The following is a 24065-nucleotide window of genomic DNA, read 5'->3' as shown; positions in this document are numbered from 1 at the left end:
ACCCCGAAGACTTAGAGTATCTTTTCCGGGGCTATGGTTATACCCCCTACTTTGTGGAAGGGTCAGACCCAGAAGAGATGCACCAAAAGATGGCAGCCACCCTCGAAGCGTGTGTCAACCAAATCCGCAGTATTCAAACCGAAGCGCGGACCAGTGGCGTAGCGAAAATGGCGCGTTGGCCGATGATTATTTTACGCACCCCGAAAGGGTGGACGGGTCCCCAAGAGGTGGACGGTCATAAAGTGGAAGGCTTCTGGCGGGCACACCAAGTTCCCATGGGCGGAATGCACAGCAATCCCGAGCACGTTAAGCTGCTGGAAGAATGGATGAAAAGCTACAAGCCCGAAGAACTGTTTGATGAGAACGGCACCCTGATTCCAGAACTAAAAGAATTAGCCCCAACCGGTCAGCGCCGGATGAGTGCTAATCCGATTGCAAATGGGGGTGTCGTTCGTAAAGAGTTGTCTCTTCCCAACTTCCGCGACTATGGGGTGCAAGTGCCCAAGCCCGGAACCGTCGAAGTGGAAAATACCAAAGTAATGGGGTATTTTCTCCGGGATGTGATGGCGAAAAATCTGACCAAATTCCGTGTATTTGGTCCGGATGAAACCGCATCGAACCGTCTGCACCCAATTTATGAAGTGAGTAAGAAAACCTGGTTGGCGAACTACCTCCCCGAAGATGCCGATGGCAGTGAACTCTCGCCGGACGGTCGCGTCATGGAAATGTTGAGTGAGCATACCTTACAGGGCTGGCTGGAAGGGTATCTCCTCTCCGGTCGCCACGGTCTGTTCCACACCTATGAAGCCTTTGCCCATGTGGTAGATTCCATGTTCAACCAACACGCCAAGTGGTTGGATATTTGTAAAAATGAGGTTCCCTGGCGCGCGCCAGTTGCTTCCTTGAATATCCTCTTATCTTCGGTGGTCTGGCGACAGGATCACAACGGCTTTAGCCATCAAGATCCCGGTTACATTGATTTAGTTACGAATAAGAGTCCCGATGTTGCTCGGATTTATTTACCCCCAGACGCCAACTGTCTCCTCTCCGTCGCCGATCACTGTTTGCGCAGTACCGATTACGTCAATGTCATCATCGCCGACAAGCAGATGCACTTGCAGTATTTAACCATGGAAGAAGCGATTCAACACTGCACCAAAGGCATTGGCATTTGGGAATGGGCAAGTAATGACGATTGTGGAACGGAACCGGATGCACCGGATGTGGTGATGGCGTGCTGTGGGGATATTCCGACGATGGAATCTCTGGCCGCAACCGCGATTCTGCGGGAAGAATTTCCTCACTTAAAAGTCCGTTTCATTAATGTGGTGGATCTCTACAAATTGCAGTCCGAACAAGAACATAGCCATGGTCTTTCCAATACAGATTTTGATGATCTGTTTACCCCGGATAAGCCAGTGATCTTTAATTTCCATGGTTATCCCTGGTTAATTCACAAGTTGGTTTACCGACGCACCAATCAAGATCGGATTCATGTGCGCGGTTATAAGGAAGAGGGCAATATTAATACGCCGTTAGAATTGGCGATCCGAAACCAGATTGATCGCTTTAATTTAGTGATTGATGTGATTGAACGGGTGCCGAAACTGCGTTCGGCTGCTGCTTATGTCAAAGAACGGATGCAGAATCAAATTATTGAGCATCTCAACTATGCCTTTGAAGAAGGACGAGATCAACCGGAGATTGTCAACTGGAAATGGCCTTATGATAGTTCCCGTTCTTAATCGTTAGCGCGTGATTGGGGAGAGAATGGCTGGGGGAAGATTGAACCCACAACCAACTCTCCCTTTCCTGATTGATGTTGTTCAGTTGCTTCGGAAAAGAAATGAGTTTACATTTATATTTTCTACGTCATGGTGAGACCACCCACAGCCAAACGGGAGGATATTGCGGAGTCCTGGATCCGGAATTGACGGCAGAAGGGTTGGAAATGGCGCAAGCTTTTGCGGAGGCTTACCGTTCCCTTCCTTGGCGTGCGGTTTTTGCTAGTCCGATGAAACGGACGATCGCGACAGCAAAACCCCTGTGTGAGGCAACGGGGTTGGAAATGCAATTGCGCGAGGGGATTCGAGAGCTCAACTACGGCAAATGGGAGGATCAGACGCCGGAGACGGTGAAAGAGCTTTATGCTGATGATTATATTAGTTGGTTGACCGAACCGGCTTGGAATCCGCCGACGGGTGGGGAAACGGCGGTGCAAGTGGCGAGTCGGGCGGCTTTAGTGATTGCGGAAATTGAGGAAAAGTATCCGGATGGTCAGGTGCTGGTGGTGTCTCATAAGGCGACGATTCGGATTCTGCTGTGCAGTTTGTTAGGCATTGATTTGGGTCGCTATCGCGATCGCATTTTTATGCCGGTATCTGCCCTTAGTATTGTCAAGTTTGATATTCATGGGCCCTTACTGCAACGGTTGGGCGATCGCGCTCATCTTCCTTCTCCCTTGCGCGATCGACCCGAAGCCTGAATTTTTAAGACTCACAATTGATTACTCTGTTTTTTGCGCGATCGCTAATTAGTTAAGAATCACTATGGACAAGACTGCTCTCTGGCAACGTTATCAAGACTGGTTGTACTATCATCCCGAGTTAGACCTCTACCTCGATATCAGCCGTATGGGGTTTGAGGAAGATCTGTACCTGTTCTTCGGCTTGAAATGCTAGGAGAAGACCCGCATCACTGCTCAAATCGAGGTCGGAAAATTGAACAGTCAGTGGTCGGTTTTGATTCTTTTCTCCCCTCTCCCCATCTCCTTCTCTATCCTCCGTATCAGTTACAATCGGTGGGAAGCCCCTTGCCACAATCGTTGATCGTATGACCCTGAAACGCTTTATCTTAATTATCCTGACCCTATTTGCAGTGGGTAAAATTATTCTATCTTTAGGGAGTAGCCTTTCCCAGCCGCAAATTCAAGCACGATTAGAACTATACCAAGTTAATCTTGCCTTGCATGTTACTGCTTTAGATACTGGCAGTGAAAATTCTCAGCTATCTTCCCAAGCGGTATTAGGAGAAACCCCCTATGCCGATGCCCAGCAAAAGTATGAAGAAACGTTAGAGTTTGCTAAAAGCCGACGCTCAGATCTCAAAGCACAATTAAAAGAATTGTCAGGAGAGAGTTTACTGAGTGATACCTCAGAGATAAGTCTTGCGCAAGTCCCTGATTTGTCCCCGCAGCAACAGCAGTTAACAGCAGCGATTCAAGAACTTAATGGTTTTATTGCTGAATTAGAGTTAAAAATTGGGATTTTACAAGCGAAACAGGGCAACATTACAACTGCATTAAAAACTTGGCAAGGAGTACAACAGGAGTTTTCCGAAAGCTCTCGCTTTCAAGAAATTTCTCGTACTGCTAGTATGTTGTCTGGATTATGGCAAACCCCCCCGCAAATTGCAGATACCGCAGAAACCGAAATCAAAAATGGTCTCGATGGTTGGTTTCAAGATGAAGCCCTCAGCCGACTGTATGAGTTAGAAGAGAATCAAACCGCACTGACGACTCTGCAAGCAACGCGGCAAGAAAAAGCAGAACGGGCACTATTCAAGTTAGGAATTGTGACGGGTTTACCCTTAATTGGCGGCTTAATTGGCTTTGGTTTATTACTTTTCTTCCTCAGCCAATGGCTGATTCAAGGGAAAGACGCTGTGCTAGCAACCAACGCCGATGTGAAGTGGGAAACGCCTTGGAATTGGGAAGTGACTTGGCAAGTTTTAGTGGTCGGCTTTTTCTTTATTGGTCAAATTTTACTGCCGTTAGTGATTGGCATTGCTGGCATTAATCCTACGGGTTGGGCAATTCGGGGGAAGGCTTTATTTGTCTTAGTAACCTATTTTTTAATGACCGCAGGGGGGCTAACCGTCCTTTATTTTTCCATCCGTGATTATTTACCGCTGCCAGAAGGTTGGTTTCAATTTAGGGGCAATAACTGGCTGGTTTGGGGAATTGGGGGCTATTTAGCGGCAATTCCTTTAGTTGTAATTATCTCGATTGTGAACCAGCAAATTTGGCAAGGACAAGGGGGCAGTAATCCTCTCTTATTTTTGGCGGTAAAAGCCCAAGATCCGATCGCGCTGTTGATCTTTTTTAGCACTGCTGCCATTGCTGCACCTCTGTTTGAAGAGATGATTTTCCGCGGCTTTTTTCTCCCCTCTCTCACCCGCTACTTTCCCGTGTGGGGCGCAATTGTCTTGAGTAGTTTGCTCTTTTCTATTGCCCATTTGAGCTTATCGGAAGTTTTACCGTTAACGGCGTTAGGTTTAGTTTTAGGCATCGTGTATACGCGATCGCGCAATATTCTCGCTTCAATGATCGTTCACAGTTTATGGAATACTGGGACGTTACTCAGTTTATTTGTCTTAGGAAGTGGGGTTAATTAAATCCCTAAATAAAGTTGGCAGTCAAATGGTATGGTGCCGCAACCTGTTCACAATTTCTGCTATTGCAATGCTTTAGTAATCGGATAGGTGAAAAAGAGTTGACGAGTGATCTGCAACTCTGTTGCCATGCCGGGTTCGTAGGTTTGCGGTTCATTTAAAAAGGAGAACGTTTTTATCGAACAACCGGGTAAGGCAAGGGAATAAAAGGGTTCTGATACCGCAGGGATATCAAGGGTAGCTCCAATGGAGTCAGCAATGGCTTGGGCTCGATTTTGGGCATCCTTCACTGCTGCTTGATAGGTTTCTTGCTCTAGCCCAGTGCAGTTGTCTAACTCGAACTGTACCTCAGCTGTTTTCAAACTCAAGCGATCACTCTGTTTTTCTACAGTCCGAATGATCTCTATTACGTTGTCTAGATCTTCAGGTTGGGGATTCTCAAGCGAGACCATAATCGCTGTACCATCTGAATCAGAGTTCCCTGGAAGTGGAAATGGCAACATCTGCGGGTTTGATTGTGCTATTTGGGTTTCACTCACCGCTATCCCTTCCGCCTTTAAAGCATCAACAAAGGGTTCAAGGTCTGCCATCGATATCGGGACTCCCATCCCTTCTAAAGAAGAAGGACTGTCTCCTTTTGGTGTAAAACGTATGGTAAAAGCAGCGCGATCAGCGCTTTGGCTAGCTTCACCAATTCCAATCACTTGAATCGTTTGATTCTCGCTGGGTTTTGGGTAAAACAATTGAGCGAGTTGACGATTGCGCTCTAAAGGCAGCTGATGATCACCAGAGGAAATCATTTCCCTCTCCAAAACGGTTGATGCAAGGGGGGTAGCACTGGCAATACTAGTCAGACTTGTCCAGAAGAGAGTCGAGACAATCACAATTAAGGGAGAGGGAAAGCGATATGGGGTTAATTGCATGGAGTGACAGACCTTAGTTAATTGGGAAATGATCGAAATTAACTCAACAGAAAACCCTAAAATAAGAAATATCGTTGTGCCATAGGTAGAGTTGTCGCGGGTTCACAGGTTAATAGTTCCCCATCCGCCCGCACTTCGTAAGTTTCTGGATCCACTTCAATCTCAGGTAGAGCAGCGTTGAGTTTCATCTCAGCTTTCCCAATATTGCGGGTATTTCTAACAGACACTAAAGTTTTTTCTAACCCCAGTTGTTGTCCAAGGTTGGCTTCCATTCCCGCTTGGGAGACAAAGGTGAGAGAGGTACTAGCGATCGCGCGTCCATAACTAGCAAACATAGGACGCATTTCGATGGGTTGTGGAGTGGGAATACTGGCGTTGGCATCTCCCATTTGCGCATACGCGATCGCGCCCCCTTTGATTACAATTTCTGGTTTCACGCCAAAGCAACTGGGTTTCCACAAGCACAAGTCAGCCAGTTTCCCTTCTTCTAGTCTTCTAGGAATCATCGCGCTGAATGTGCTTGCCTACTCACGACAACAAAAATCAACTTCAGTGTCCTGATGAGAAAAATCTTAGACTGAAGTGATTAAAAACATTTTTGTATGAATTCTTTATGAGAGAGGGGATTAGGTTTTTATTAGATTTCTATGAAATAAAGTTGCTCTAAATCACTTTACAGATTTATTTATCGTTGGTAGCCTTGAGGAAGTAAATTGATTTTAATCACTTAATTAATTGAGTGATTTTACGGTAGTGAGGTAATTTATCGATGGCTAGAAGCGCAAACCGGAAATTTTCTTCTCTCAGCTTTTTTCAACTTCTCTTATTACTCTGTCTCGTTGTGCTGACTAATGCTTGTAGTGGCAACGGTTCGAGTAATGGCGACGATGACAACGATGATTCTCCTGAGGTGGAGGAATGTCCAACTGACGAAGAGCGTTGTCAAGAAAGAGAGAACCTTTAGTCTCACTTCATTGTTGTTTTTGTTCTTTAGTAATTTATGAAGTTAGGAGTGATTAATCATGAGTACAAATCAAAATCCAGACAATCTCGGCACAGGCTTTTTCTTTGAACTAGAGGGTACGCTGAATCAAGACAATCCTTCAGATACTTATCTTTTCACTGCCCCGCCTAAAGATGCGGGTTTACTAGGAGAGGTAGAAGATTCTATTCTAGAAAGTCTAGACTTGTTTGATGATATCTTTACTGAAAGAACCGTACTTGATGGAACGGTCGAAATTTCTTACGGTATCGATAAAAATGGGGACCAACAGTTTCAACAGGAAGAAGTAATTGGAAGTGGAGTTATAGAAAGTAACGATCGTGTAAGTGTCGCTGATATAGCAGACGATTTGGGAATTGATTTCCTAGAGAATCCTGGTAGTCTCTTTGTACAACCAGGAGATGACTATTTCCTACAATTAGAGACACAAAATCCTAATCTTGTTAACGACTATGAGATAGATGTTGATAGTGACCGTGGTCTAGTCGAAGAAATTTCTACGGATGACTCTTTCTACTGTTGCGATGGCAATGAAGATGAAAAGTATTATTTCGATGACATTGATGAAATATTAGGTCAACCAATCGCTGCTGGTAATTTCGGATTAAATCTCGGAGATACGGTAGAGGTAGGTGTAGTGTCAAATGACTTTAATCCTGTTATTTTTCTGCTGAATAATGAAACCGGTGAAGTTATTGATTCTGCGACACCATCACAGGAACAGGAAATAGGTGACATAACATATCAAGTCACTTTCCTTGACTTTGACATTCAAGACGGTATTTCTTACGGACTCTCTGTTGAAACAGAGACCCCTGGAGAAACTGGGGATTACGCTATCGTAGCAGACGCTTAGCTTCGCATTCCACCCAATATTGAGGTAAGGCCGTTTCATAATTGAAGTAAATGGTAGGGTGGGGATTATCCACCTTACTAAGACAAAGTTAACTCATGTTCTCAAAAATCTCATTGTTGGATCGCTACCTTTTCAAACAATTAATCTTTCCTCTAATTTTTTTTTAGCAGTTTATACAACTTTGGGAGAAGTGGTTGGTCTTACGTTTGAGCAAGTTAAGTTTGTCACTCGTGATAGTTTACCCTTTTCGGTTGCTGCTTATGTACACTTATTTAAGTTACCCGCTTTTATTACCTTAGGGTTACCTTTTACTCTTTTATCCGCAGCGCTGTTTACCTACAGTAACCTTTCCGCTAAGAATGAAATTCTTGCTCTACGTAGTCTGGGCGTTCACTCATTTAGAATCGTTAGTCCCGTTATTTTAATTAGTTTGGTAATAGCAGGAATGATGTTTATTTTCCAAGAAGTCATTGTACCTCCTGCTAATTACAAAGCAGCGATGCTTCTAGAAAAAGAATGGAATGTCGAGCGAGCCCAGTTAGCTAAATATAATAATCGGAACTTAATTTATCAACAATATCAAACGGAGAAATCTCAATCTAATTTGCAGTTTTTATTTTTTGCTGATCGATTTGACGGTCAGCAAATGCAGGAAGTTTATTTACTCAAATATCATCATCAAAACTTACAAGAAATTATCGTTTCTCAACAAGCAGAATGGAATGAAGATCAGCAGGTATGGCAACTGTTAAAGGGATGTCAATATCTGATTAATTCCCAAGACTTATATGAACAAGTTAAGTGCTTTGACAAGTTGCCTCTTCAGTTCACCAAAAAAATTCTTGACTATGCCAACTTTTATCGAGATCATAGAGAGATGAATCTTCTTGAGCTCTATCAACAATTGGGCATTATTAAACCTACGGGGCAAATTAAAAAAATTAAAAAGTTAAAAATTAGTATTCAAGAAAGATACGCTTTACCTTTATCTTGCTGTATGTTTGCTTTTTTAGGTTCTTCTATTGGTATTACTACAGACGTCAGACGGAAATCAAATAGCTTAGGAATCGCTCTTATAATTGTTTCGGCTTATTATTTACTCCAGTTTCTTCTTAAATATTTAAGTGCATGGAGTATGATCCCTATCGTTTTGAGTGTTTGGATGCCGAACTTAGTAGGATTGATTTTCGGGGGGTATTACCTGATACGAAAGACTTAGTCTGAACAACTAGAAGTTGCAATCTTTGTTAAGAGTAATTGGGAAATGTGCCCCCCTCCGAGATCGGTAGGAATCACCGAATCAGTCACAATTGGCGAGTGGAGTTTGGGAGAAGAGGCAAAGGTGAGAGGGAGATTTTTCACAACCAGGGGGAAACCATTACTAAACGCCTCATCTCAACAGCGTTTGCTACTTTTTTGAGCCAGCCCAAGTTAATTCCCTAGGAAGCTTTAAAACAGAAAATACCGCTGCGCCATCGGTAAAGTCGTGGCGGGTTCACAGGTTAAAAGTTCCCCATCCGCCCGCACTTCGTAAGTTTCTGGATCTACTTCAATATTAGGAAGGGCAGCGTTGAGTTTCATCTCAGCTTTCCCAATCTGGCGGGTATTACGAACAGGCACTAAAGTTTTTTCTAACCCCAGTTGTTGTCCAAGGTTGGCTTCCATTCCCGCTTGGGAGACGAAGGTGAGAGAGGTACTAGCAATGGCGCGTCCATAACTAGCGAACATAGGACGCATTTCGATGGGTTGTGGAGTGGGAATACTGGCGTTGGCATCTCCCATTTGCGCATACGCGATCGCGCCCCCTTTCATGACAATTTCCGGTTTGACGCCGAAACAACTGGGTTTCCACAAGCACAAGTCTGCCAGTTTCCCTTCTTCAATGGAACCCACTTCATGGCTAATGCCGTGCATAATCGCAGAGTTAATGGTGTGTTTGGCAACATAGCGTTTGGCACGGAAGTTATCGTGAGTTTCACTGCTGTTTTCCGGTGAAGGCAGTAAGCCTCGCTGCACTTTCATTTTGTGGGCGGTTTGCCAAGTCCGAATAATATTTTCCCCGACACGCCCCATCGCTTGGGAATCGGACGCGATCGCGCTAAATGCCCCCAAATCATGCAAAATATCTTCTGCGGCAATGGTTTCTCGACGAATCCGCGATTCAGCAAATGCCACATCTTCCGGGATATTGCGGTCTAAATGGTGACAGACCATTAGCATATCCAGATGTTCTTCTAGGGTATTCGTGGTGTAAGGGCGGGTGGGATTCGTGGAAGAGGGGAGAACATTTTTCTGACCGCAAACTTTGATAATATCTGGGGCGTGACCCCCACCTGCGCCTTCTGTGTGGTAGGTGTGGATGGTGCGATTTTTAAAAGCATTGATAGTATCTTCCACAAACCCCGCTTCGTTGAGCGTATCAGTATGGATGGCAACTTGGACATCATAGCGATCAGCCACTGAAAGACAGGTATCAATGGCAGCAGGTGTGGTTCCCCAGTCTTCGTGGAGTTTTAAGCCCATCGCCCCAGCGACGACCTGTTCTTCCAGTCCTTGGGGTTGGGAACTATTGCCTTTGCCAAAAAAGCCTAAGTTCACCGGGAAGGCTTCGGCAGCTTGTAGCATCCAGTGGAGATTCCAAGATCCCGGGGTACAGGTAGTGGCATTAGTTCCCGTAGCCGGACCGGTTCCGCCGCCAAACATCGTGGTAATGCCAGACGCGATCGCGGTTTCAATCAGTTGCGGACAGATAAAGTGGATATGGCTATCAATTCCCCCAGCAGTCAAGATCATCCCTTCCCCCGCCACCGCTTCGGTACTGGGACCAATAATAATATCGACATTATCTTGAATATAGGGATTGCCAGCTTTGCCAATCTTGAAGATGCGACCGTCTTTAATCCCAACATCCGCTTTCACAATTCCCCACCAATCCAGGATCAGAGCATTGGTAATCACCACATCCACTGCGCCCTCCGCACGAGAAATTGGGGATTGTCCCATGCCATCGCGGATCACTTTGCCACCGCCAAATTTTACCTCTTCGCCATAAGTGGTGAAATCTTGTTCTACTTCAATGAATAATTCTGTATCTGCCAAACGCACGCGATCACCGGTTGTGGGACCAAAAGTTTCGGCGTAGGCTTGCCGTTCCATGCGATAACTCATAATTGAATGGGTTCTTGAATCTCCAATCAAATTTTAAGGGAAGTGCCGCAAAAAAGAGCTTTCTGGAGTGTAATTAAATTGGAAATCACTTCTAAGGCTATAACCCCTAACAAACGGCAGAAAATCAGAATCAATCCCTCGTTTGAGCAGTCTTCTGATGTGGCGTTCCGGTTTTGTTTCAGCTACGCATTATCCCTCTTCTGGGGTTAATTGGCTTTCATTTTACCAAAGGCTTGGCAAGCGAGTTTGCCCTAATGACCAGCATTAGGAATCAACTTTCCCATTGACCCAGCCATTAAAGCCATAAATTTCTCGACGACCCGCGATCGCGACTAACTCCACTTCCCGATCATCTCCAGGTTCAAAGCGAATGGCGGTTCCTGCTGGAATATTCAAACGCATCCCTTTGGTTGCTTCGCGGTCAAACTGTAACGCCGGATTCACCTCATAAAAGTGAAAATGTGACCCGATCTGAATGGGGCGATCGCCGCTGTTAGCAACCGTAATCGTCATTAAACGACGACCTTGATTCAGTTCAATTGTTCCGGCTTGAATCTGCATTTCTCCTGGTATCATGATTTGTCTTAAACAATTGGATTGTGAACGGTAACTAACTTTGTCCCATCAGGAAAGGTGGCTTCAATTTGGACTTCCTCGACCATTTCCGGAATCCCTTCCATGACATCATCGCGGGTGAGTAAAGTTTTGCCATAACTCATTAATTCAGCAACGGAACGCCCTTCTCGTGCCCCTTCTAGCAGCCCGGCAGAGATATAAGCAACGGCTTCGGGATAGTTGAGTTTCAGGCCTTTTGCCTTGCGTCGTTCCGCAAGTAATGCTGCGGTAAAAATAGATAATTTATCTTTTTCTTGAGGTGAAAGTTGCATAGAAAAACAAATAACTGCATAATTAAACCTGCCAAACCCGAGGCGTAACAGGGGTTTGTTTTCCGTCCCATTGACGGAAGAGCCGCCAAAGATTAGTAAACCAGTTTATCACCTCAGCACGAGAATTTCCGCGATAACGACACAACACTCCTGACATTAAGGAGGTTGTGCCAGCTTCTCCTGTGGTTTCCATTTCATCCCACAAATGACGCACTTGCGCGAGCATTTCTGAGGAAACAGGCTTGCCTAACCAGACTAAGGTGCCGATTAACGGATAACCCGCTAAACCATGCGGACTTTGTAAAACCGCTTTTCCGCCTGGTAAGTATGGACAATCAACCCAAATGAGCTGTCCATTTTGCCAAACTTCCGTGCGCGATCGCCAATTACCTTGCAAAAACTGTTCGCCTCTGGCTGAACGGCCAAACCGGACAATTTCCCAACCCAACCAAGTTGCCGTAGAAGCAAGATTCACTTGTAACTGTTGCTGATATTCTGCGCCATTAAAGATAATAGTTTCTCTAGGAAGATATTCTAAGCAAGCTTTTTCTCCCACTTTGATGTTGATCTTTTGAGCAGCCGTTAAGCCATTACTGCGATAAATTTTACTGGCTGCTGCAGTGGTAATCACCGCATGAGTTTCAGGTTGTAACTGGATGGACTGGGAAAGTTGATCCCCACCGACCATCCCCCCTGCAGTATGGAGAATTGTGCTATAACAGGTCTGTTCTCCTTCGGGATAAAATGGACGCTGGAGTTTGTAGGGTGCTTGCGCGTAAGTTTCTATTGGTTTTGTCTGATTATCCTTTTGTTGATAGGCAAGTTTAAGAACACCATGCCATTGGGAAGTGGTCTGAATTGGAGTTTTTAACATTAAATGACTTAAAAAGGGATCAACTTTAACTGATATCAAATAACGATAGCAATCAGTAGTTATATTAAGTCAATGGTCGAAAATTCTGCATATGATTGGATTGAAAAATCGCTCTTAACAATTGAGAAAGCCGGGTGGTATCGCACCATAAAAAATGTTGAAAGTTCTCCTGGTCCTGTGATTGAAGTGGAAGGACAATCCTTACTTAATTTTGCCAGTAATGACTATCTGGGATTAGCGGGAGATGAACGTTTAATTGCAGCAGCAACGGCAGCCATTCAGCGCTATGGAACGGGTAGTACAGGTTCGCGGTTACTCAGTGGACATCGTCCCCTTCATAGTGAGTTGGAAAGCGCGATCGCGCAACTGAAACAAACGGAAGATGCCTTGGTGTTTAGTTCAGGGTACTTAGCGAACTTAGGAACAATTACTGCCCTTGTGGGTTTGCGAGATTTGATTCTAGCGGATCAATATAATCACTCCAGTCTGAAAAAGGGTGCCGTTTTGACTGGGGGGAAAGTCATTGACTACAAGCATTGCAATTTGGAAGATTTAGAACAGCAACTCAGCACTTACCGCGCTTCTTATCGACGTTGTCTCATCCTCACCGATACTGTGTTTAGTATGGATGGGGATATTTGTCCGCTACCAGAATTATTGGATATCGCTGCCAAGTATCAAGCAATGGTGTTAGTAGATGAAGCCCATGCTACAGGAGTGATGGGAGAAAATGGTGGCGGATGTGTTAATTATTTTAATTGCAGTCATCGCGCCCTTATTCAAATGGGAACCCTGAGTAAAGCTTTGGGCAGTCTTGGGGGTTATGTTGCCGGTTCTCGACCCTTAATTGAGTTTCTGCGCAATCGCGCTCCGAGTTGGATTTATACCACCGGCTTGTCTCCTGCAGATACTGCTGCCGCTCTTGCTGCGATTAAGATTGTCCGTGAGGAACCGCTCCGCCGTCAGCAACTCTGGCATCATATCCAGTATTTAAAGAATGCCCTTGCTGATTTACCGCTACTTCCGTCGCAATCGCCGATTCTTTGTCTTCGTCTCGATCATCCCCGAGAAGCGGTACAACTCTCAGAAAACTTACAACAGAAAGGGATTTTTGCTCCGGCAATTCGTCCACCAACTGTTCCCTTTAGTCGCATTCGGATTTCTCTAATGGCAACTCATCAACCGGAGCATCTACAGTATTTAGTCGATCAATTGCTGGCTGTACTTTAATTAAGCTCGTCGTCCTCGGCTAGCACGATAGGTATATTCGCTAACCGAAGGATTAGGATGATCGGGATCGATAGTATTAGTTGATCGTTTCCAGTGATGAGGTTCGGCAAGCCTTGCTTGATAGGTGCCATTCTCACGCTTGGAAACTAACATCCATACGTGACTATCTTCACGACAGAAAAATTGCTCTAGCCAAGAATTACTATCAACATACACCCCTTTCATCTCCATAAATTTCGCTTTTTTGCTGGACATACCAACGTTTTTTTTAATGCTAGCCGCATCTTCGTAATAAATATGGTGCTTCTTACTGCCGGAACGCCATAGTCTTTCTCCGCAATACGGACAGTAGAATTTGGGAGTCTTGTTATAACGACTGCGTTTATTCGGCATGATTTATTCTCCTAGGGTTAATGATATCTGTATCCAACTTAAGTTAATTTATATATTACCAAAAAGTGACTTAGATCATTAATTTATTTTTAGAAAATTACATAAACAGCGTGACTGAAATGTGCTAAAACGATGAATAACTCGACAGTTGTTGATAAAGGTGTAAACAATCTATGTCTTATTTCGCAAAAACGATTGAGGTGGTAGTTATTTTTCCCTAAAAGCACAACGATCATTTGCGATTTACTATAGCAGATTTTTTTGTGTAGATCCACTTATATCTATGGAGTGGCATCCTCCGACTCCGTAATCTCTGATTGAGTATCAGCTTCCCAAGCTCACGATTGGGCTTTCCTTTGTAGCACTTACCTAGCAATTGCCTCGACAGTACGGTACGCTGCGTCCGGTATAATCGCTTAGGGAAACCCCGAGCGACAAGGACTTTTCAGAAGGCAGTTTCCGTTCCCCGTAGCCCACGGGGAAGCGATTTTCTATTCCTTGGTTCCGGATTACTTCGGCGGCTGCCACATCCCTATTTTTGAGTAGCCACACTCGCAGTTATGCCAACAAACCAACCAGTCTTTATCCCACTCGATTCCACAGTTCGGACATTGTTGGCTTGTTCCTCTGTCTGGCATCTCCTTCTGCAAAGAACTTCCCTCTTTGCTAGCACACCCACTTGAGAAAGCTCCGGAACTGACCAAATCCGGCATCAAGCATCGGCTTCCGAAACATTCCTTTAGCAGAGGTACGATCATCAAGATCTTCCACAAAGATAGAATCCCCCATCTCGCAGATCTTGTGGGCTAAGTACTGACAGGAGCGGTTTAATTACGAGCCAACCATTTTTGTCCATTTAAGCGCTGCACAGTGTACATCACGAGTAACTCTAGGTTCACTTTACGCTCGTCAATCATAAATGACTCAATGGTACTGGGAGGAGAATCACTGGCTGTATAAGAAAATGCTTTTTGTCCACTGATATCGTCATCTAAAAAATAAACATTAAAACGACGTTTTCCCCCATCCCAGCGACCAATGACTTGAGAACATTCATCAGCGCCAGGAAGAGGGAATTGCTCTTTTTTAAATTCGAGTTCTAAATCTTTGATCCCTTGTTCGCTTAAGGCTTCTTTCAGCGCGGGTTCGTAATGTTGCTCGATAAATTCCGGAAAGGGTTTATCTTCAATTGGGGGTTCTTCTTCTTTTTTCTTGGCAGAGGAACCTGATTTGCTGCCTTGCTTAGACTTTTCTTCTTCAGACATAGACCTTAACTCAAATAACGATATCTTAATCTTTTTCGTCTTGTTAATCGGAAGTGAGAGAGGACTCGCGATCGCGCAACTTGATTATGTTCACGCGCGATCCTTTACGCGAACAAGCATTGCCTGAATTCCTCTTCACTGATATCTTAACGGTTCATCCCCCGGCAACGGCGGGCACGATACTCACCTCATCCCCATCTTGCAAAGAGGTTTTTTCGTTTTCCAGGAAGCGGATATCCTCGCTATTGACGTAGAAGTTGAGGAAGCGACGCAGTTTTCCCTCATCATCCCGCAACCGCCCTTTGAAGCCAGGATAGCTTTGTTCGAGGGTTTCCACTAATTCTTTGACACTACTGCCATTGCATTCGAGAACCGCTTGGTTGTCAGTATATTTTTGTAAAACTGTCGGAACTAAAACTTTGACGCTCATTGGTTTTTGAAATTTATCGGTAATGAGTTGAAGGGTTTCTCTTGGTTACTGAGTGTTAACCACTTTGCCAAGAGGGACAAGAAATTATACTAACACTTGTTGCCACTCCAGACGATCAAGGGTGCGAGACCGTTGCCAAGCGCGCTCAAAGCTATCTAAATTGGGGTCAATGGCAAAGGGTTCGCCAATATAGCCTTGTACTGCTTCTTGGGTTTTCAGTCCATTACCGGTGATATAAGCAACGGTGCTTTCTTCGGGATCAATTTTGCCGGCTTCCACGAGTTTTTTCAAAACAGCGATGGTGGTTCCGCCAGCGGTTTCAGTAAAGATTCCTTCGGTTTCGGCTAAGAGTTGAATGCCTTCAATGATTTCAGCATCGGTGACATCTTCAATATTGCCGTTTGTTTTACGGGCAACATCTAAGGCATAAACGCCATCGGCTGGGTTACCAATCGCAATGGATTTCGCAATCGTGTTGGGTTTAACCGGCGTAATAAAGTCACGTCCTTCTTTAAAGGCTTGGGAAATGGGAGAACAGCCTTCGGCTTGCGCCCCACTGAAACGAACGGATTGATCTTCGACTAACCCGGTTTTTACAAATTCTTGGAAGCCTTTATAAATTTTTGTATAGAGAGAACCGGAAGCTAAGGGCGCAACCACATGATCCGGTAGTTTCCAACCGAGTTGTTCAGCCACTTCGTAACCCAGTGTTTTCGAGCCTTCAGAGTAGTAGGGACGAAGGTTAATATTGACAAACCCCCAGCCATAACCGTTAGCCACTTCGCTACAGAGACGGTTCACTTGGTCGTAGTTGCCTTTGACCGCCATGACAGTGGGGTTATAAATCAAAGTTCCTAAAACTTTCCCGGCTTCGAGATCGGCAGGAATAAAGACACAACATTCTAGACCTGCACTCGCTGCGATCGCTGCTGTTGAGTTAGCAAGGTTGCCGGTACTGGCACAAGAAACGGTAGAAAAGCCAAACTCTCTCGCTTTGCTCAGGGCAACCGAAACAACACGGTCTTTAAAGCTCAGGGTGGGCATATTCACCGCATCGTTTTTAATATAAAGCTCTTTTAAGCCTAAGCGACGGGCTAAGCGGTTGGACTTAATTAAGGGGGTCATGCCAGTGCCCACATCGATGACCTCGCCTGTAACGGGTAAAAAGGGTTTGTAACGCCAAATGGACTTGGGACCTGCGGCAATGCTTTCCCGGCTGACTTGAGCGCGAATGGCGTCGTAGTCATAAGCAACTTCTAAAGGGGCAAAAGTTTCTTCGCAAACGTGGAGGGGCTGTAAATCGTACTCAGTGCCGCCTTCTTTGGAAACTAATTTGGTGTAGGTGGGTTTGGCATTGGCGGTTTCAGTTGCAAGAGCCATGGGTTTTCTCTCCTTTTTACATTTCAATTCGCTCGATACTAACACAGCGCGATCGCGCCGACAACTAAACCCGACTAAAAAAGTCGGGATTAAATTGAGTGGCTAGCAACCCAGCAAGGGGGCACTCTTCCTATAATTGAGAGTAATGAGATCACTGAGGCAAAACAGATGAGTGTTTCATCACAGGAAGAAGGGTTACGTGCGGGAGAAAAGGCTTTAACCACAGGCGATTACGAAAGCGCGATCGCGCACTTGCAAGCTGTCTGCGACAATACCACCGATTCTAGTCTTTTGGCTGCTGCGCAACGGTTACTCGTTTCTGCTTATGAACACAATGGCAACAGCCAAGAAGCGATTCGGATCTGTCAAGCAATCCAACAGACAGGTGCTGTCAAAGATCAAGTTTGGGCAACGACACAGCTCAATCAATTTCAGCAAGCTCAAAGTAACTTAAACCTAACGGGTTTTGTTGCCGATACGCCACCCTCTCCTGTTATTTCTCAAGCAAAAACAGAACAAACTTCAGCTGATCAAGAAGATGCCTCTCCTGCTGCGACCATTGGTCAGTCTCAACCGCAGCCGAGACACCTCAACCCAGTTGCTCAAACTCAAGCCAAAGCAGAAACTGTTTCCGAACCCCCCTCACTTCCGCCGAGTCGAATCGAATGGCGCAATGCACCGAAACCGAAAAACTGGAAACCGCTAAAGCGCCCTTCCTTTTCTCCGTTCTGGCGACGAATTTTAATCAGTTTAATTGCATTTTGGATCGTCTTTGACTTCTCGATTCAACTGTTCATGAGCGCAACCAATACTTTGTTGGTTGAGTTGCCTAGTATTCGTCCTTTTCAACCTTTTTATCGCGATCCGACAGTGACGCTACTAATTTTTATTGGCATTGTGTTTCTCTTTTCGGGAACGCTACTTAATCTTTTACTGAAAATGGTTTATCACTGTCAGCCGTTTCCTCTCTACAAAATAACCACTCGTTGTCCAGCGGCTGCCAAATTCTTACAAACTTATTGTCGCCAGCAAAAAATCCCGTTACCCACTTTCGGACTTTTACCCACAACTGTACCGGTTATTTTTAGCTACGGACAACGCCCTAAAAATGCTCGCATCATTATTAGTGAAGGATTATTTAAGCAACTGAATGAGGAAGAAGTGATCACGTTATTAGCTGGTGAGATAGCAATGATTCGATCTTCGCCTTTATTTCTTGTTTCTGGCGCGATCGCGCTGTTACAAGTTCCTTATACCCTTTACTATCAAATTTCCGACTGGGGAGAAAAGTTCTATCAATTCTTACCGAAAAAAGCGCCTCGTTTGATTCCAAACTGGATCTGGTGCGATATCCCACCGTTTGTTCGTAACAGTAGTGCTTACCTGGCACAGTTTTTCTACTTAGCGTATGCCCTCTGGAAACTCCCCTTAAATGGGTTATTTCACATTCAACACTCTTACCGAGATTATTTTTCGGTTTCTCTAACTGGAGATCCCAATGCCAAAGTAAGAGGTTTAATTAAAGTAGCTGAGGGAATGAACGATGAAATTGAAAAGCAAGAACAAACCCCTTGGCTGTTGGAAAGTTTTAATCCTTTACTTCCCATTGGATACCGTCAAGGATTATCGTTAGGCAGCTTATTATCTCATTGTTCCCTCGAAACCCTCTTAAATTGGGAAAGTTCACAACCGTATCGCCATCAACTGAACGGCCTGCACACTCATCCTCTGATCAGCGATCGCGCTGTCAGCTTACTCCGTTTTGCTCAACAGTATCAAGTTCCTTTAGAATTAGATCTCGACCCACCCCATCCCCCGGAAAAGAGCTTAGGAAAGCGACTGCAAAAACTCGTCAGTGCTTATCAAGTTCTACCGCTACTCCAAAGGAGTCTGTATATTGGCGTGAGTCTCGGCATTCTTTTAAGGCTCGCCTTTTGGATCATTGGTATTTTAAGTGAGCAGTTCAATCTTTTGACCTTGGTTTGGTTTGCCGACACTGAATCCTTTCTAACCGCCTGTATTCTATTTATTTTTAGTCTTTCTATTATTATTGGCACCAATCATTATTTCCCCAATATCAAAATTTCTAGTGCAAACAATAATCCTTCCCTTGCGCAATGGTTAACCCAAATTAAGCATCCCCAAGCCGTCCATTCTCTGCGGATCAGTGGTCAATTAATCGGACGCAGTGGGAACCGTAATGGGTTGGGACAAGATTTAATCTTGCAAACGGAAACCGGAAGTATTTTCTTACATTTTTCTTCTCGTCTTGGAATCATAGGTAATCTTCTCCCTGGGTTTCCTCGTCCTAATGAATGGATTGGACAGCCAGTTATTGTATCGGGGTGGCTGCGCCGGGGAATTATTCCTTGGATTGATGTTGAGCGGATCACGAACCATCAGCGTCAATCAATCCGTGCTAGTTATCCCATTTGGCTGACTCTCTTAGCTTTAGTGGCAGCGATTTGGGCAACCCATTTAATTTTAAAAGCGTAAATTGCCCTGCTAGTGGTTTTAGGAGCGCTGTGTCATTGCCATGACATCTTGCACCCTCAATTCGGGTAAATTGCCCAAGGTGGGGAGAAGCTGTGCTTCAGAATAGATCGAGGGTAAATCATCCCCTTGCCAAACCCAGATTTGCTGGCGATTGATATCAATCAACCAAGCCAGTTGAGTGCCATGGTTAAGACAGTGGAGAATTTTACTCTGCAAATCAAGAGTGCTTTGATCAGGAGAACGAATCTCAATCAACCAGTCTGGCGCACCGGAAAAAGGTCCATCTTCTTCTGGCAGTCTTGAACAGGCAATAACCGCAATATCTGGAACTGGCGAATAAGGAGGAATGATACACCGTAGTTCTTGAATTGCCTCCAATTCCTCGGTATGCAGATTAATGTAGTTGACCAAATTATGTTGGAGTCGAGAGTGGAATAAAGTGGGCATGGGTTTTTGTATCGTCCGCCCATTAATTAATTCCCAAGCGGGAGATGCTTCGATATTGGGTTGCGCTAGAAATGCTTTCAGGGAACTTTCTGTTGCTGAGTACATAACAGTCTAAGTGGTATATTCAGCATTAATGCGGACATAGTCATAACTGAGATCGCACCCCCAGGCTTGACCTGTTGCTTCTCCCGCCCCCAAATCAACCTGAATGAGAACTGTATCTTCTTTTAAGTAGGCTCCATTTGCGGCTTGTTTGAGATAATCACTCGCTGCTGCTTGATCAAAGTTTACGGGTTGACCTTTTTCGAGAAGCAAGAAATTTCCGAGCTTAATCTTTAAATGGTCTTGTTCAAAAAGAACCCCTGCGCGTCCGGCTGCTGCGGCAATTCTTCCCCAGTTGGGATCGCGCCCAAAAATAGCTGATTTCACCAGAGAAGACCCCGCAATGGTTTTTGCCACCTGCTGCGCTGCACTTTCATCAGGGGCACCGGTAACTTGAACCTCAATTAAACAAGTTGCGCCTTCTCCATCCCGAGCAATCGCTTTAGCTAAGTGTTGACAAACGCTAGTCAGCATTGCTTCGAGTTCCTCGGCAGCTTTCCCTTTTTCTGTAATGGCTGGGGTGCGAGACTGACCATTCGCCAGAGCAATCAAAGCATCATTGGTACTAGTATCGCCATCAACGGTAATCTGATTAAAACTGCGCTGGGCTGACCGTTGTACCATTTCTTGCCAGAGGGGGGTGGCAACTGCAGCATCACAAGTGATAAACGCTAACAGGGTTGCCATATTCGGATGAATCATCCCTGACCCTTTAGCAATTCCCCCAATCCGGACCGGACGATTCGCAATCGTGGTTTCCAGCGCGATTGATTTGGTCACTAAGTCAGTGGTGAGAATCGCTTGCGCTGCATCATCACTGCCCGTTTCTGATAAGGCGGCTACTAAGGGGGAAATGCCGTCCCGAAAAGCAGACATCTTCATCCGTTGACCAATGACACCTGTGGAAGCAAGCAAGATTTCATCCGGCTCAATTTTCAGGGCTTGCCCCAATAACTGAGCCGTTTCTAGGGCATCTTGCCAACCTTGTTCGCCGGTTGCGGCATTGGCTTGTCCAGAATTACAGAGAAGTGCCCGTGCTGAGCCTTTTTTTTGCAGTTGTTGCCGACAATAATCCACACAAGCGGCTCGCACTTGGGAAGTGGTAAAAACGCCAGCCGCGATCGCGCTGGTTTCAGATACAATTAAAGCGAGATCTGGCTGTCCAGACGCTTTTAAACCGGCTGTAATCCCTGCTGCTTGGAATCCCTTGGGCGCAGTTACTCCACCGGGGATCACTTGATAATCGTTCATTTTAATTTTCAAATCGGGGCAAGGGGGAGACAGAGTGAGAGCAGAGTTCAACTCCCTTCTTCTTCTCTCTACTCTTGACCTAACTGGTCATTATATTACTCTGTCATCCTTGATATGCAGTGATCAACCGTTTAATTTCTTCCCTAGGAGTTGATTGGTTAATTTTGGATCCGCACGTCCACTCGTGCGTTTCATCACTTGACCGACAAAGAAGCCTTGCAGTTTTTTCTTACCGCCACGATATTTTTCAACTTCTTCGGGATGATCGGCTAAAACTTGATCAATAATTCCTTCCAACTCACTGCTATCGGAAATTTGGGTTAAGCCCTTACTTTCCACTAATGCTTTCGGGGAACCGCCTTGCGTGAGGAGTTCTGGAAGAATTTCTTTGGCAATTTTGCCACTGATGGTTCCTTGGTCAATCAAATTGACTAATTCTGCCAGCCCGTTGGGTGTCAAAGGCAGTTCAGTAATTTTGAGCTTATTCTCATTCAGATAAGCGGCAATATCTTGGGTCACCCAGTTAGCGACTTGTTTGGGATCCGCTTTATTGGCAACTACCGTTTCAAAATATTCGGCGACAGCGCGATCGTCTGTTAAAACATTGGTATCATAAGCCGATAAACCCAACTCCTCTTGATAGCGATGCCGTTTTTGAGCCGGTAGTTCCGGTAGTTCTGATTGCCATTGCTCTAACTGAGCTTTCGACACTTTAATCGGGGGGAGATCCGGTTCTGGGAAATAACGATAATCGCTTGATCCTTCTTTACTGCGCATACTGATCGTGCGTTGGCTTCCTTCCTCCCAAAGACGGGTTTCTTGGCTAATCTCCTCCCCATTTTCAATGGCTTTCACTTGCCGTTGAATCTCGTAGTCAATGGCTTTTTCAATGGCACTGAAGGAGTTCATATTTTTGATCTCAACTTTCGTGCCAAACGTTTCACTACCAACAGGACGCACCGAAACATTCACATCACAGCGCAGCGACCCTTCCTGCATATTGCCATCACTCACTCCCAGATAACGAACAATCCGGCGTAACTCCTGAGCATATTCTGCTGCTTCTTTGCCAGTACGAATATCGGGTTCAGAGACAATTTCGAGTAAAGGAACCCCCGCTCGATTAAAATCAACTAAGGAATGGGTTGATCCCGAGAGACGCTCGCTACCGACATGAACCAGTTTTCCGGCATCTTCTTCCATATGCAAGCGCGTAATGCCAATTTTTTTCCGAACGGGCTCACTTCCCGGTTTTTCCACGATTTCAATCTCTAACCAACCGTGTTCCGCGATGGGGAGATCATACTGAGAAATTTGGTAATTTTTCGGTAAGTCTGCATAAAAATAATGTTTGCGGTCAAACTTACTATAGGGTGCAATTTGGCAATTGAGAGCTAACCCGGTTTTTACCGCTGATTCCAGTACTTTTTGGTTTAATACGGGTAACACCCCCGGATAGCCCAAACAAATTGGGGAAACATTTGTGTTCGGAGGAGCACCAAATTCTGTCGAAATGGGGCTGAAAATTTTCGTCGCAGTGTTGAGTTGACAATGAGTCTCTAAACCAATGACCGCTTCGTATTGGGTTTTTGCGGGTGCAGCAGTTGTCATGGAACCTCCGTGGCAAAAAAAACATCCTAACTAAGGGAAGGGGATTGGTAACAATTCTTTAGTTACAGTGCTCTCTATTGTATCGTTCTCGTGGGAAATTTCGCTGCAAAAGCGATTTCTCTTCTGTTCGATAGAGGCTTGACGAGAGTTAATTAAGGTTTAATACGTTGTATATCGTTAAATTTTAAGTTTTATTTGTTTCTGTTAACTTAAAGAGTATGGGGATCAAAATCATCCCCCTCCCATTTGTAACTTTAATATAATCTTAATCTTTTAAATTAGGAGTTTTTAGTGATGACTACAATTGCCTCTCAACCTTTAGAAAACAAGAAAACTATGTTACTGTGTCACTTTTTTAACAACCGTAATCAAGTCATTATTGCTCGCATTAGTAATATCCCGAACTGGTATTTGGAAAAAGTTGTTTTTCCGGCACAACGTTTCTTATTTGAAGCCCCAGAAGAGGCAGTTTTAGAAATTCATTCTCCTAATCAAGGAACGATTCGTGAAGATACAATTTCCTGCCGTGAACTTTGTATTGATGAGTGTTAACAGAAGGATAAAATCCCTGCCCTTATAGTAGCCTGAGCGTAAGTTAACCTACTGTTGATTATTGCTTCAAAGCCTTACCTTCGGTAATCCAGCAAAAAGCTTGAGCCATCATGGCATGGCAATCATCAATAAATTCAAGAATACGGCTTTTTAATTGAGCTTTACCGGTATCATCTTAGTGCCTCAGACAGCAGCTCGGAGATTTGCTGATTAATTGCTGCCAATTGAAAGAATTGGCTCGCTTGAGTTTGGCCATTTTGAGCAATGATTGCAGTTTGTTGGCGGTTTTGCTGACAAGCTGTAATCAATTGGGCAAGTTGCTGAGAATTCCCAGGGGAAAATAACCATCCGGTTTTTTCTGGTTCTACTAATTCGGTTGCGCCACCGGCTGCTGCTGCAATTACGGGTTGCCCGCACAGCATACCTTCAACAATAACGCGTCCAAAGGGTTCCGGAGCGGTTGAGGTATGGGCAATGAGGTTGCAGGCTGACATGAGTGGAATCACATCAGAGCGAAAGCCGAGAAATTGAATGCGCTTCTCTAGTCCCAACTTAGTAACCTGCTCATGCAATTGCTGAACGTAGTCTTGCTCACCAAATAGTGCATCGCCAACTAAAAGAGCGGTCACAGGATCCGGACAATCAGCAAGCGCTTCAATCAAGATATGTTGTCCTTTCCAAGGGGATAAGCGGCTAAAATGACCGACAACGAATTGTTCCTCTAAGCCCAAGTGGTTTCTCATTTGAATTCGCTGTTGCTCACTGCTTTGATAGAGTTTCGGATCAAACCCGTTATAAACCACTT

General features: G+C 44.9%; 23 protein-coding genes and 1 pseudogene. 9 read left to right on the top strand and 15 right to left on the bottom strand.

Annotation, left to right across the window (positions count from 1 at the left end; genetic code table 11):
- The 3 genes from GVY04_23035 to GVY04_23025 all read left to right on the top strand — a co-directional run.
- On the top strand, window positions 1-1745 hold a 1745-nt coding region (locus tag GVY04_23035), incomplete at its 5' end, for a phosphoketolase (GenBank protein NBD18903.1).
- Window positions 1746-1846: 101 nt separating this feature from the next.
- Window positions 1847-2485: a histidine phosphatase family protein gene (locus GVY04_23030; protein ID NBD18902.1), complete on the top strand. Its 639-nt coding sequence runs from the start codon at window positions 1847-1849 to the stop codon at window positions 2483-2485.
- A gap of 347 nt (window positions 2486-2832) precedes the next feature.
- Window positions 2833-4395 carry a CPBP family intramembrane metalloprotease gene (locus tag GVY04_23025; protein ID NBD18901.1) on the top strand — a complete coding sequence of 521 codons (1563 nt, stop codon included), beginning with the start codon at window positions 2833-2835 and terminating at the stop codon, window positions 4393-4395.
- A 59-nt stretch (window positions 4396-4454) separates the two neighbouring features.
- Here the strand turns inward: GVY04_23025 and GVY04_23020 are convergent, their stop codons facing one another.
- Together GVY04_23020 and ureC (GVY04_23015) are read right to left on the bottom strand one after the other, a co-directional pair.
- Complete coding sequence (locus GVY04_23020; protein NBD18900.1) at window positions 4455-5315, bottom strand: DUF541 domain-containing protein; 861 nt, start codon at window positions 5313-5315, stop codon at window positions 4455-4457.
- Between the two features lie 56 nt (window positions 5316-5371).
- Window positions 5372-5806 (bottom strand): annotated as a pseudogene (ureC, locus tag GVY04_23015) (urease subunit alpha).
- A gap of 278 nt (window positions 5807-6084) precedes the next feature.
- Here ureC (GVY04_23015) and GVY04_23010 point away from each other — a divergent pair.
- The 3 genes from GVY04_23010 to GVY04_23000 all read left to right on the top strand — a co-directional run bounded on the left by GVY04_23010 (window position 6085) and on the right by GVY04_23000 (window position 8393).
- The gene (locus GVY04_23010) at window positions 6085-6279 is read left to right on the top strand and encodes a hypothetical protein (GenBank protein NBD18899.1); all 195 of its coding nucleotides are present in this window, start codon (window positions 6085-6087) and stop codon (window positions 6277-6279) included.
- Window positions 6280-6337: 58 nt separating this feature from the next.
- The gene (locus GVY04_23005; protein ID NBD18898.1) at window positions 6338-7174 is read left to right on the top strand and encodes a hypothetical protein; all 837 of its coding nucleotides are present in this window, start codon (window positions 6338-6340) and stop codon (window positions 7172-7174) included.
- A gap of 181 nt (window positions 7175-7355) precedes the next feature.
- Window positions 7356-8393, top strand: coding sequence for an LptF/LptG family permease (locus GVY04_23000; GenBank protein NBD18897.1), 1038 nt, complete (start codon window positions 7356-7358; stop codon window positions 8391-8393).
- A gap of 230 nt (window positions 8394-8623) precedes the next feature.
- On the opposite strand, the gene ureC (GVY04_22995) is transcribed toward GVY04_23000, so the two are convergent.
- The 4 genes from ureC (GVY04_22995) to GVY04_22980 all read right to left on the bottom strand — a co-directional run bounded on the left by ureC (GVY04_22995) (window position 8624) and on the right by GVY04_22980 (window position 12103).
- Window positions 8624-10342 (bottom strand): urease subunit alpha, encoded by a 1719-nt coding sequence (gene ureC, locus GVY04_22995; GenBank protein NBD18896.1) that lies wholly within the window; start codon window positions 10340-10342, stop codon window positions 8624-8626.
- A gap of 264 nt (window positions 10343-10606) precedes the next feature.
- Window positions 10607-10918, bottom strand: coding sequence for an urease subunit beta (locus tag GVY04_22990; GenBank protein NBD18895.1), 312 nt, complete (start codon window positions 10916-10918; stop codon window positions 10607-10609).
- Between the two features lie 8 nt (window positions 10919-10926).
- Complete coding sequence (ureA, locus tag GVY04_22985; protein ID NBD18894.1) at window positions 10927-11229, bottom strand: urease subunit gamma; 303 nt, start codon at window positions 11227-11229, stop codon at window positions 10927-10929.
- 22 nt (window positions 11230-11251) lie between these two features.
- Window positions 11252-12103 carry an urease accessory protein UreD gene (locus tag GVY04_22980; protein NBD18893.1) on the bottom strand — a complete coding sequence of 284 codons (852 nt, stop codon included), beginning with the start codon at window positions 12101-12103 and terminating at the stop codon, window positions 11252-11254.
- A 72-nt stretch (window positions 12104-12175) separates the two neighbouring features.
- Between GVY04_22980 and bioF the strand changes: the two genes are divergently transcribed.
- Window positions 12176-13333: an 8-amino-7-oxononanoate synthase gene (gene bioF / locus GVY04_22975; GenBank protein ID NBD18892.1), complete on the top strand. Its 1158-nt coding sequence runs from the start codon at window positions 12176-12178 to the stop codon at window positions 13331-13333.
- Here bioF and GVY04_22970 read toward each other — a convergent pair whose 3' ends face one another.
- The 5 genes from GVY04_22970 to GVY04_22950 all read right to left on the bottom strand — a co-directional run bounded on the left by GVY04_22970 (window position 13334) and on the right by GVY04_22950 (window position 16801).
- Complete coding sequence (locus tag GVY04_22970) at window positions 13334-13726, bottom strand: hypothetical protein (protein NBD18891.1); 393 nt, start codon at window positions 13724-13726, stop codon at window positions 13334-13336.
- Window positions 13727-14095: 369 nt separating this feature from the next.
- Window positions 14096-14278, bottom strand: a complete 183-nt coding sequence (locus tag GVY04_22965; protein NBD18890.1) for a hypothetical protein — start codon at window positions 14276-14278, stop codon at window positions 14096-14098.
- A 275-nt stretch (window positions 14279-14553) separates the two neighbouring features.
- On the bottom strand, window positions 14554-14991 hold the full coding sequence (locus GVY04_22960) for a DUF2996 domain-containing protein (protein NBD18889.1): 438 nt from the start codon (window positions 14989-14991) through the stop codon (window positions 14554-14556).
- A 154-nt stretch (window positions 14992-15145) separates the two neighbouring features.
- The gene (locus tag GVY04_22955) at window positions 15146-15421 is read right to left on the bottom strand and encodes a molybdopterin synthase sulfur carrier subunit (protein ID NBD18888.1); all 276 of its coding nucleotides are present in this window, start codon (window positions 15419-15421) and stop codon (window positions 15146-15148) included.
- Between the two features lie 84 nt (window positions 15422-15505).
- Complete coding sequence (locus GVY04_22950; protein NBD18887.1) at window positions 15506-16801, bottom strand: threonine synthase; 1296 nt, start codon at window positions 16799-16801, stop codon at window positions 15506-15508.
- Between the two features lie 168 nt (window positions 16802-16969).
- Between GVY04_22950 and GVY04_22945 the strand changes: the two genes are divergently transcribed.
- Entirely contained in the window at window positions 16970-19297 is a 2328-nt protein-coding gene (locus tag GVY04_22945) for a hypothetical protein (GenBank protein ID NBD18886.1), read from the top strand.
- Window positions 19298-19315: 18 nt separating this feature from the next.
- Here GVY04_22945 and GVY04_22940 read toward each other — a convergent pair whose 3' ends face one another.
- The 3 genes from GVY04_22940 to gatB form a co-directional block, all read right to left on the bottom strand.
- Window positions 19316-19849 carry a Uma2 family endonuclease gene (locus GVY04_22940; GenBank protein NBD18885.1) on the bottom strand — a complete coding sequence of 178 codons (534 nt, stop codon included), beginning with the start codon at window positions 19847-19849 and terminating at the stop codon, window positions 19316-19318.
- Window positions 19850-19855: 6 nt separating this feature from the next.
- The gene (gene argJ / locus GVY04_22935) at window positions 19856-21097 is read right to left on the bottom strand and encodes a bifunctional ornithine acetyltransferase/N-acetylglutamate synthase (protein NBD18884.1); all 1242 of its coding nucleotides are present in this window, start codon (window positions 21095-21097) and stop codon (window positions 19856-19858) included.
- Between the two features lie 123 nt (window positions 21098-21220).
- The gene (gene gatB / locus GVY04_22930) at window positions 21221-22708 is read right to left on the bottom strand and encodes an Asp-tRNA(Asn)/Glu-tRNA(Gln) amidotransferase subunit GatB (protein ID NBD18883.1); all 1488 of its coding nucleotides are present in this window, start codon (window positions 22706-22708) and stop codon (window positions 21221-21223) included.
- Between the two features lie 294 nt (window positions 22709-23002).
- Here gatB and GVY04_22925 point away from each other — a divergent pair, with 294 nt between their 5' ends.
- Window positions 23003-23260, top strand: coding sequence for a DUF1830 domain-containing protein (locus GVY04_22925; protein NBD18882.1), 258 nt, complete (start codon window positions 23003-23005; stop codon window positions 23258-23260).
- A gap of 170 nt (window positions 23261-23430) precedes the next feature.
- Here GVY04_22925 and GVY04_22920 read toward each other — a convergent pair.
- Window positions 23431-24065: glycosyltransferase (locus tag GVY04_22920; GenBank protein ID NBD18881.1), on the bottom strand; the 635-nt coding region annotated here is incomplete at its 5' end.

It is taken from the genome of Cyanobacteria bacterium GSL.Bin1, from assembly GCA_009909085.1.
In the GTDB taxonomy this organism is placed as follows: domain Bacteria; phylum Cyanobacteriota; class Cyanobacteriia; order Cyanobacteriales; family Rubidibacteraceae; genus Halothece.
Note: the sequence above shows the minus strand (reverse complement) of the source record. Positions and strands in the feature narration are given on the sequence as shown.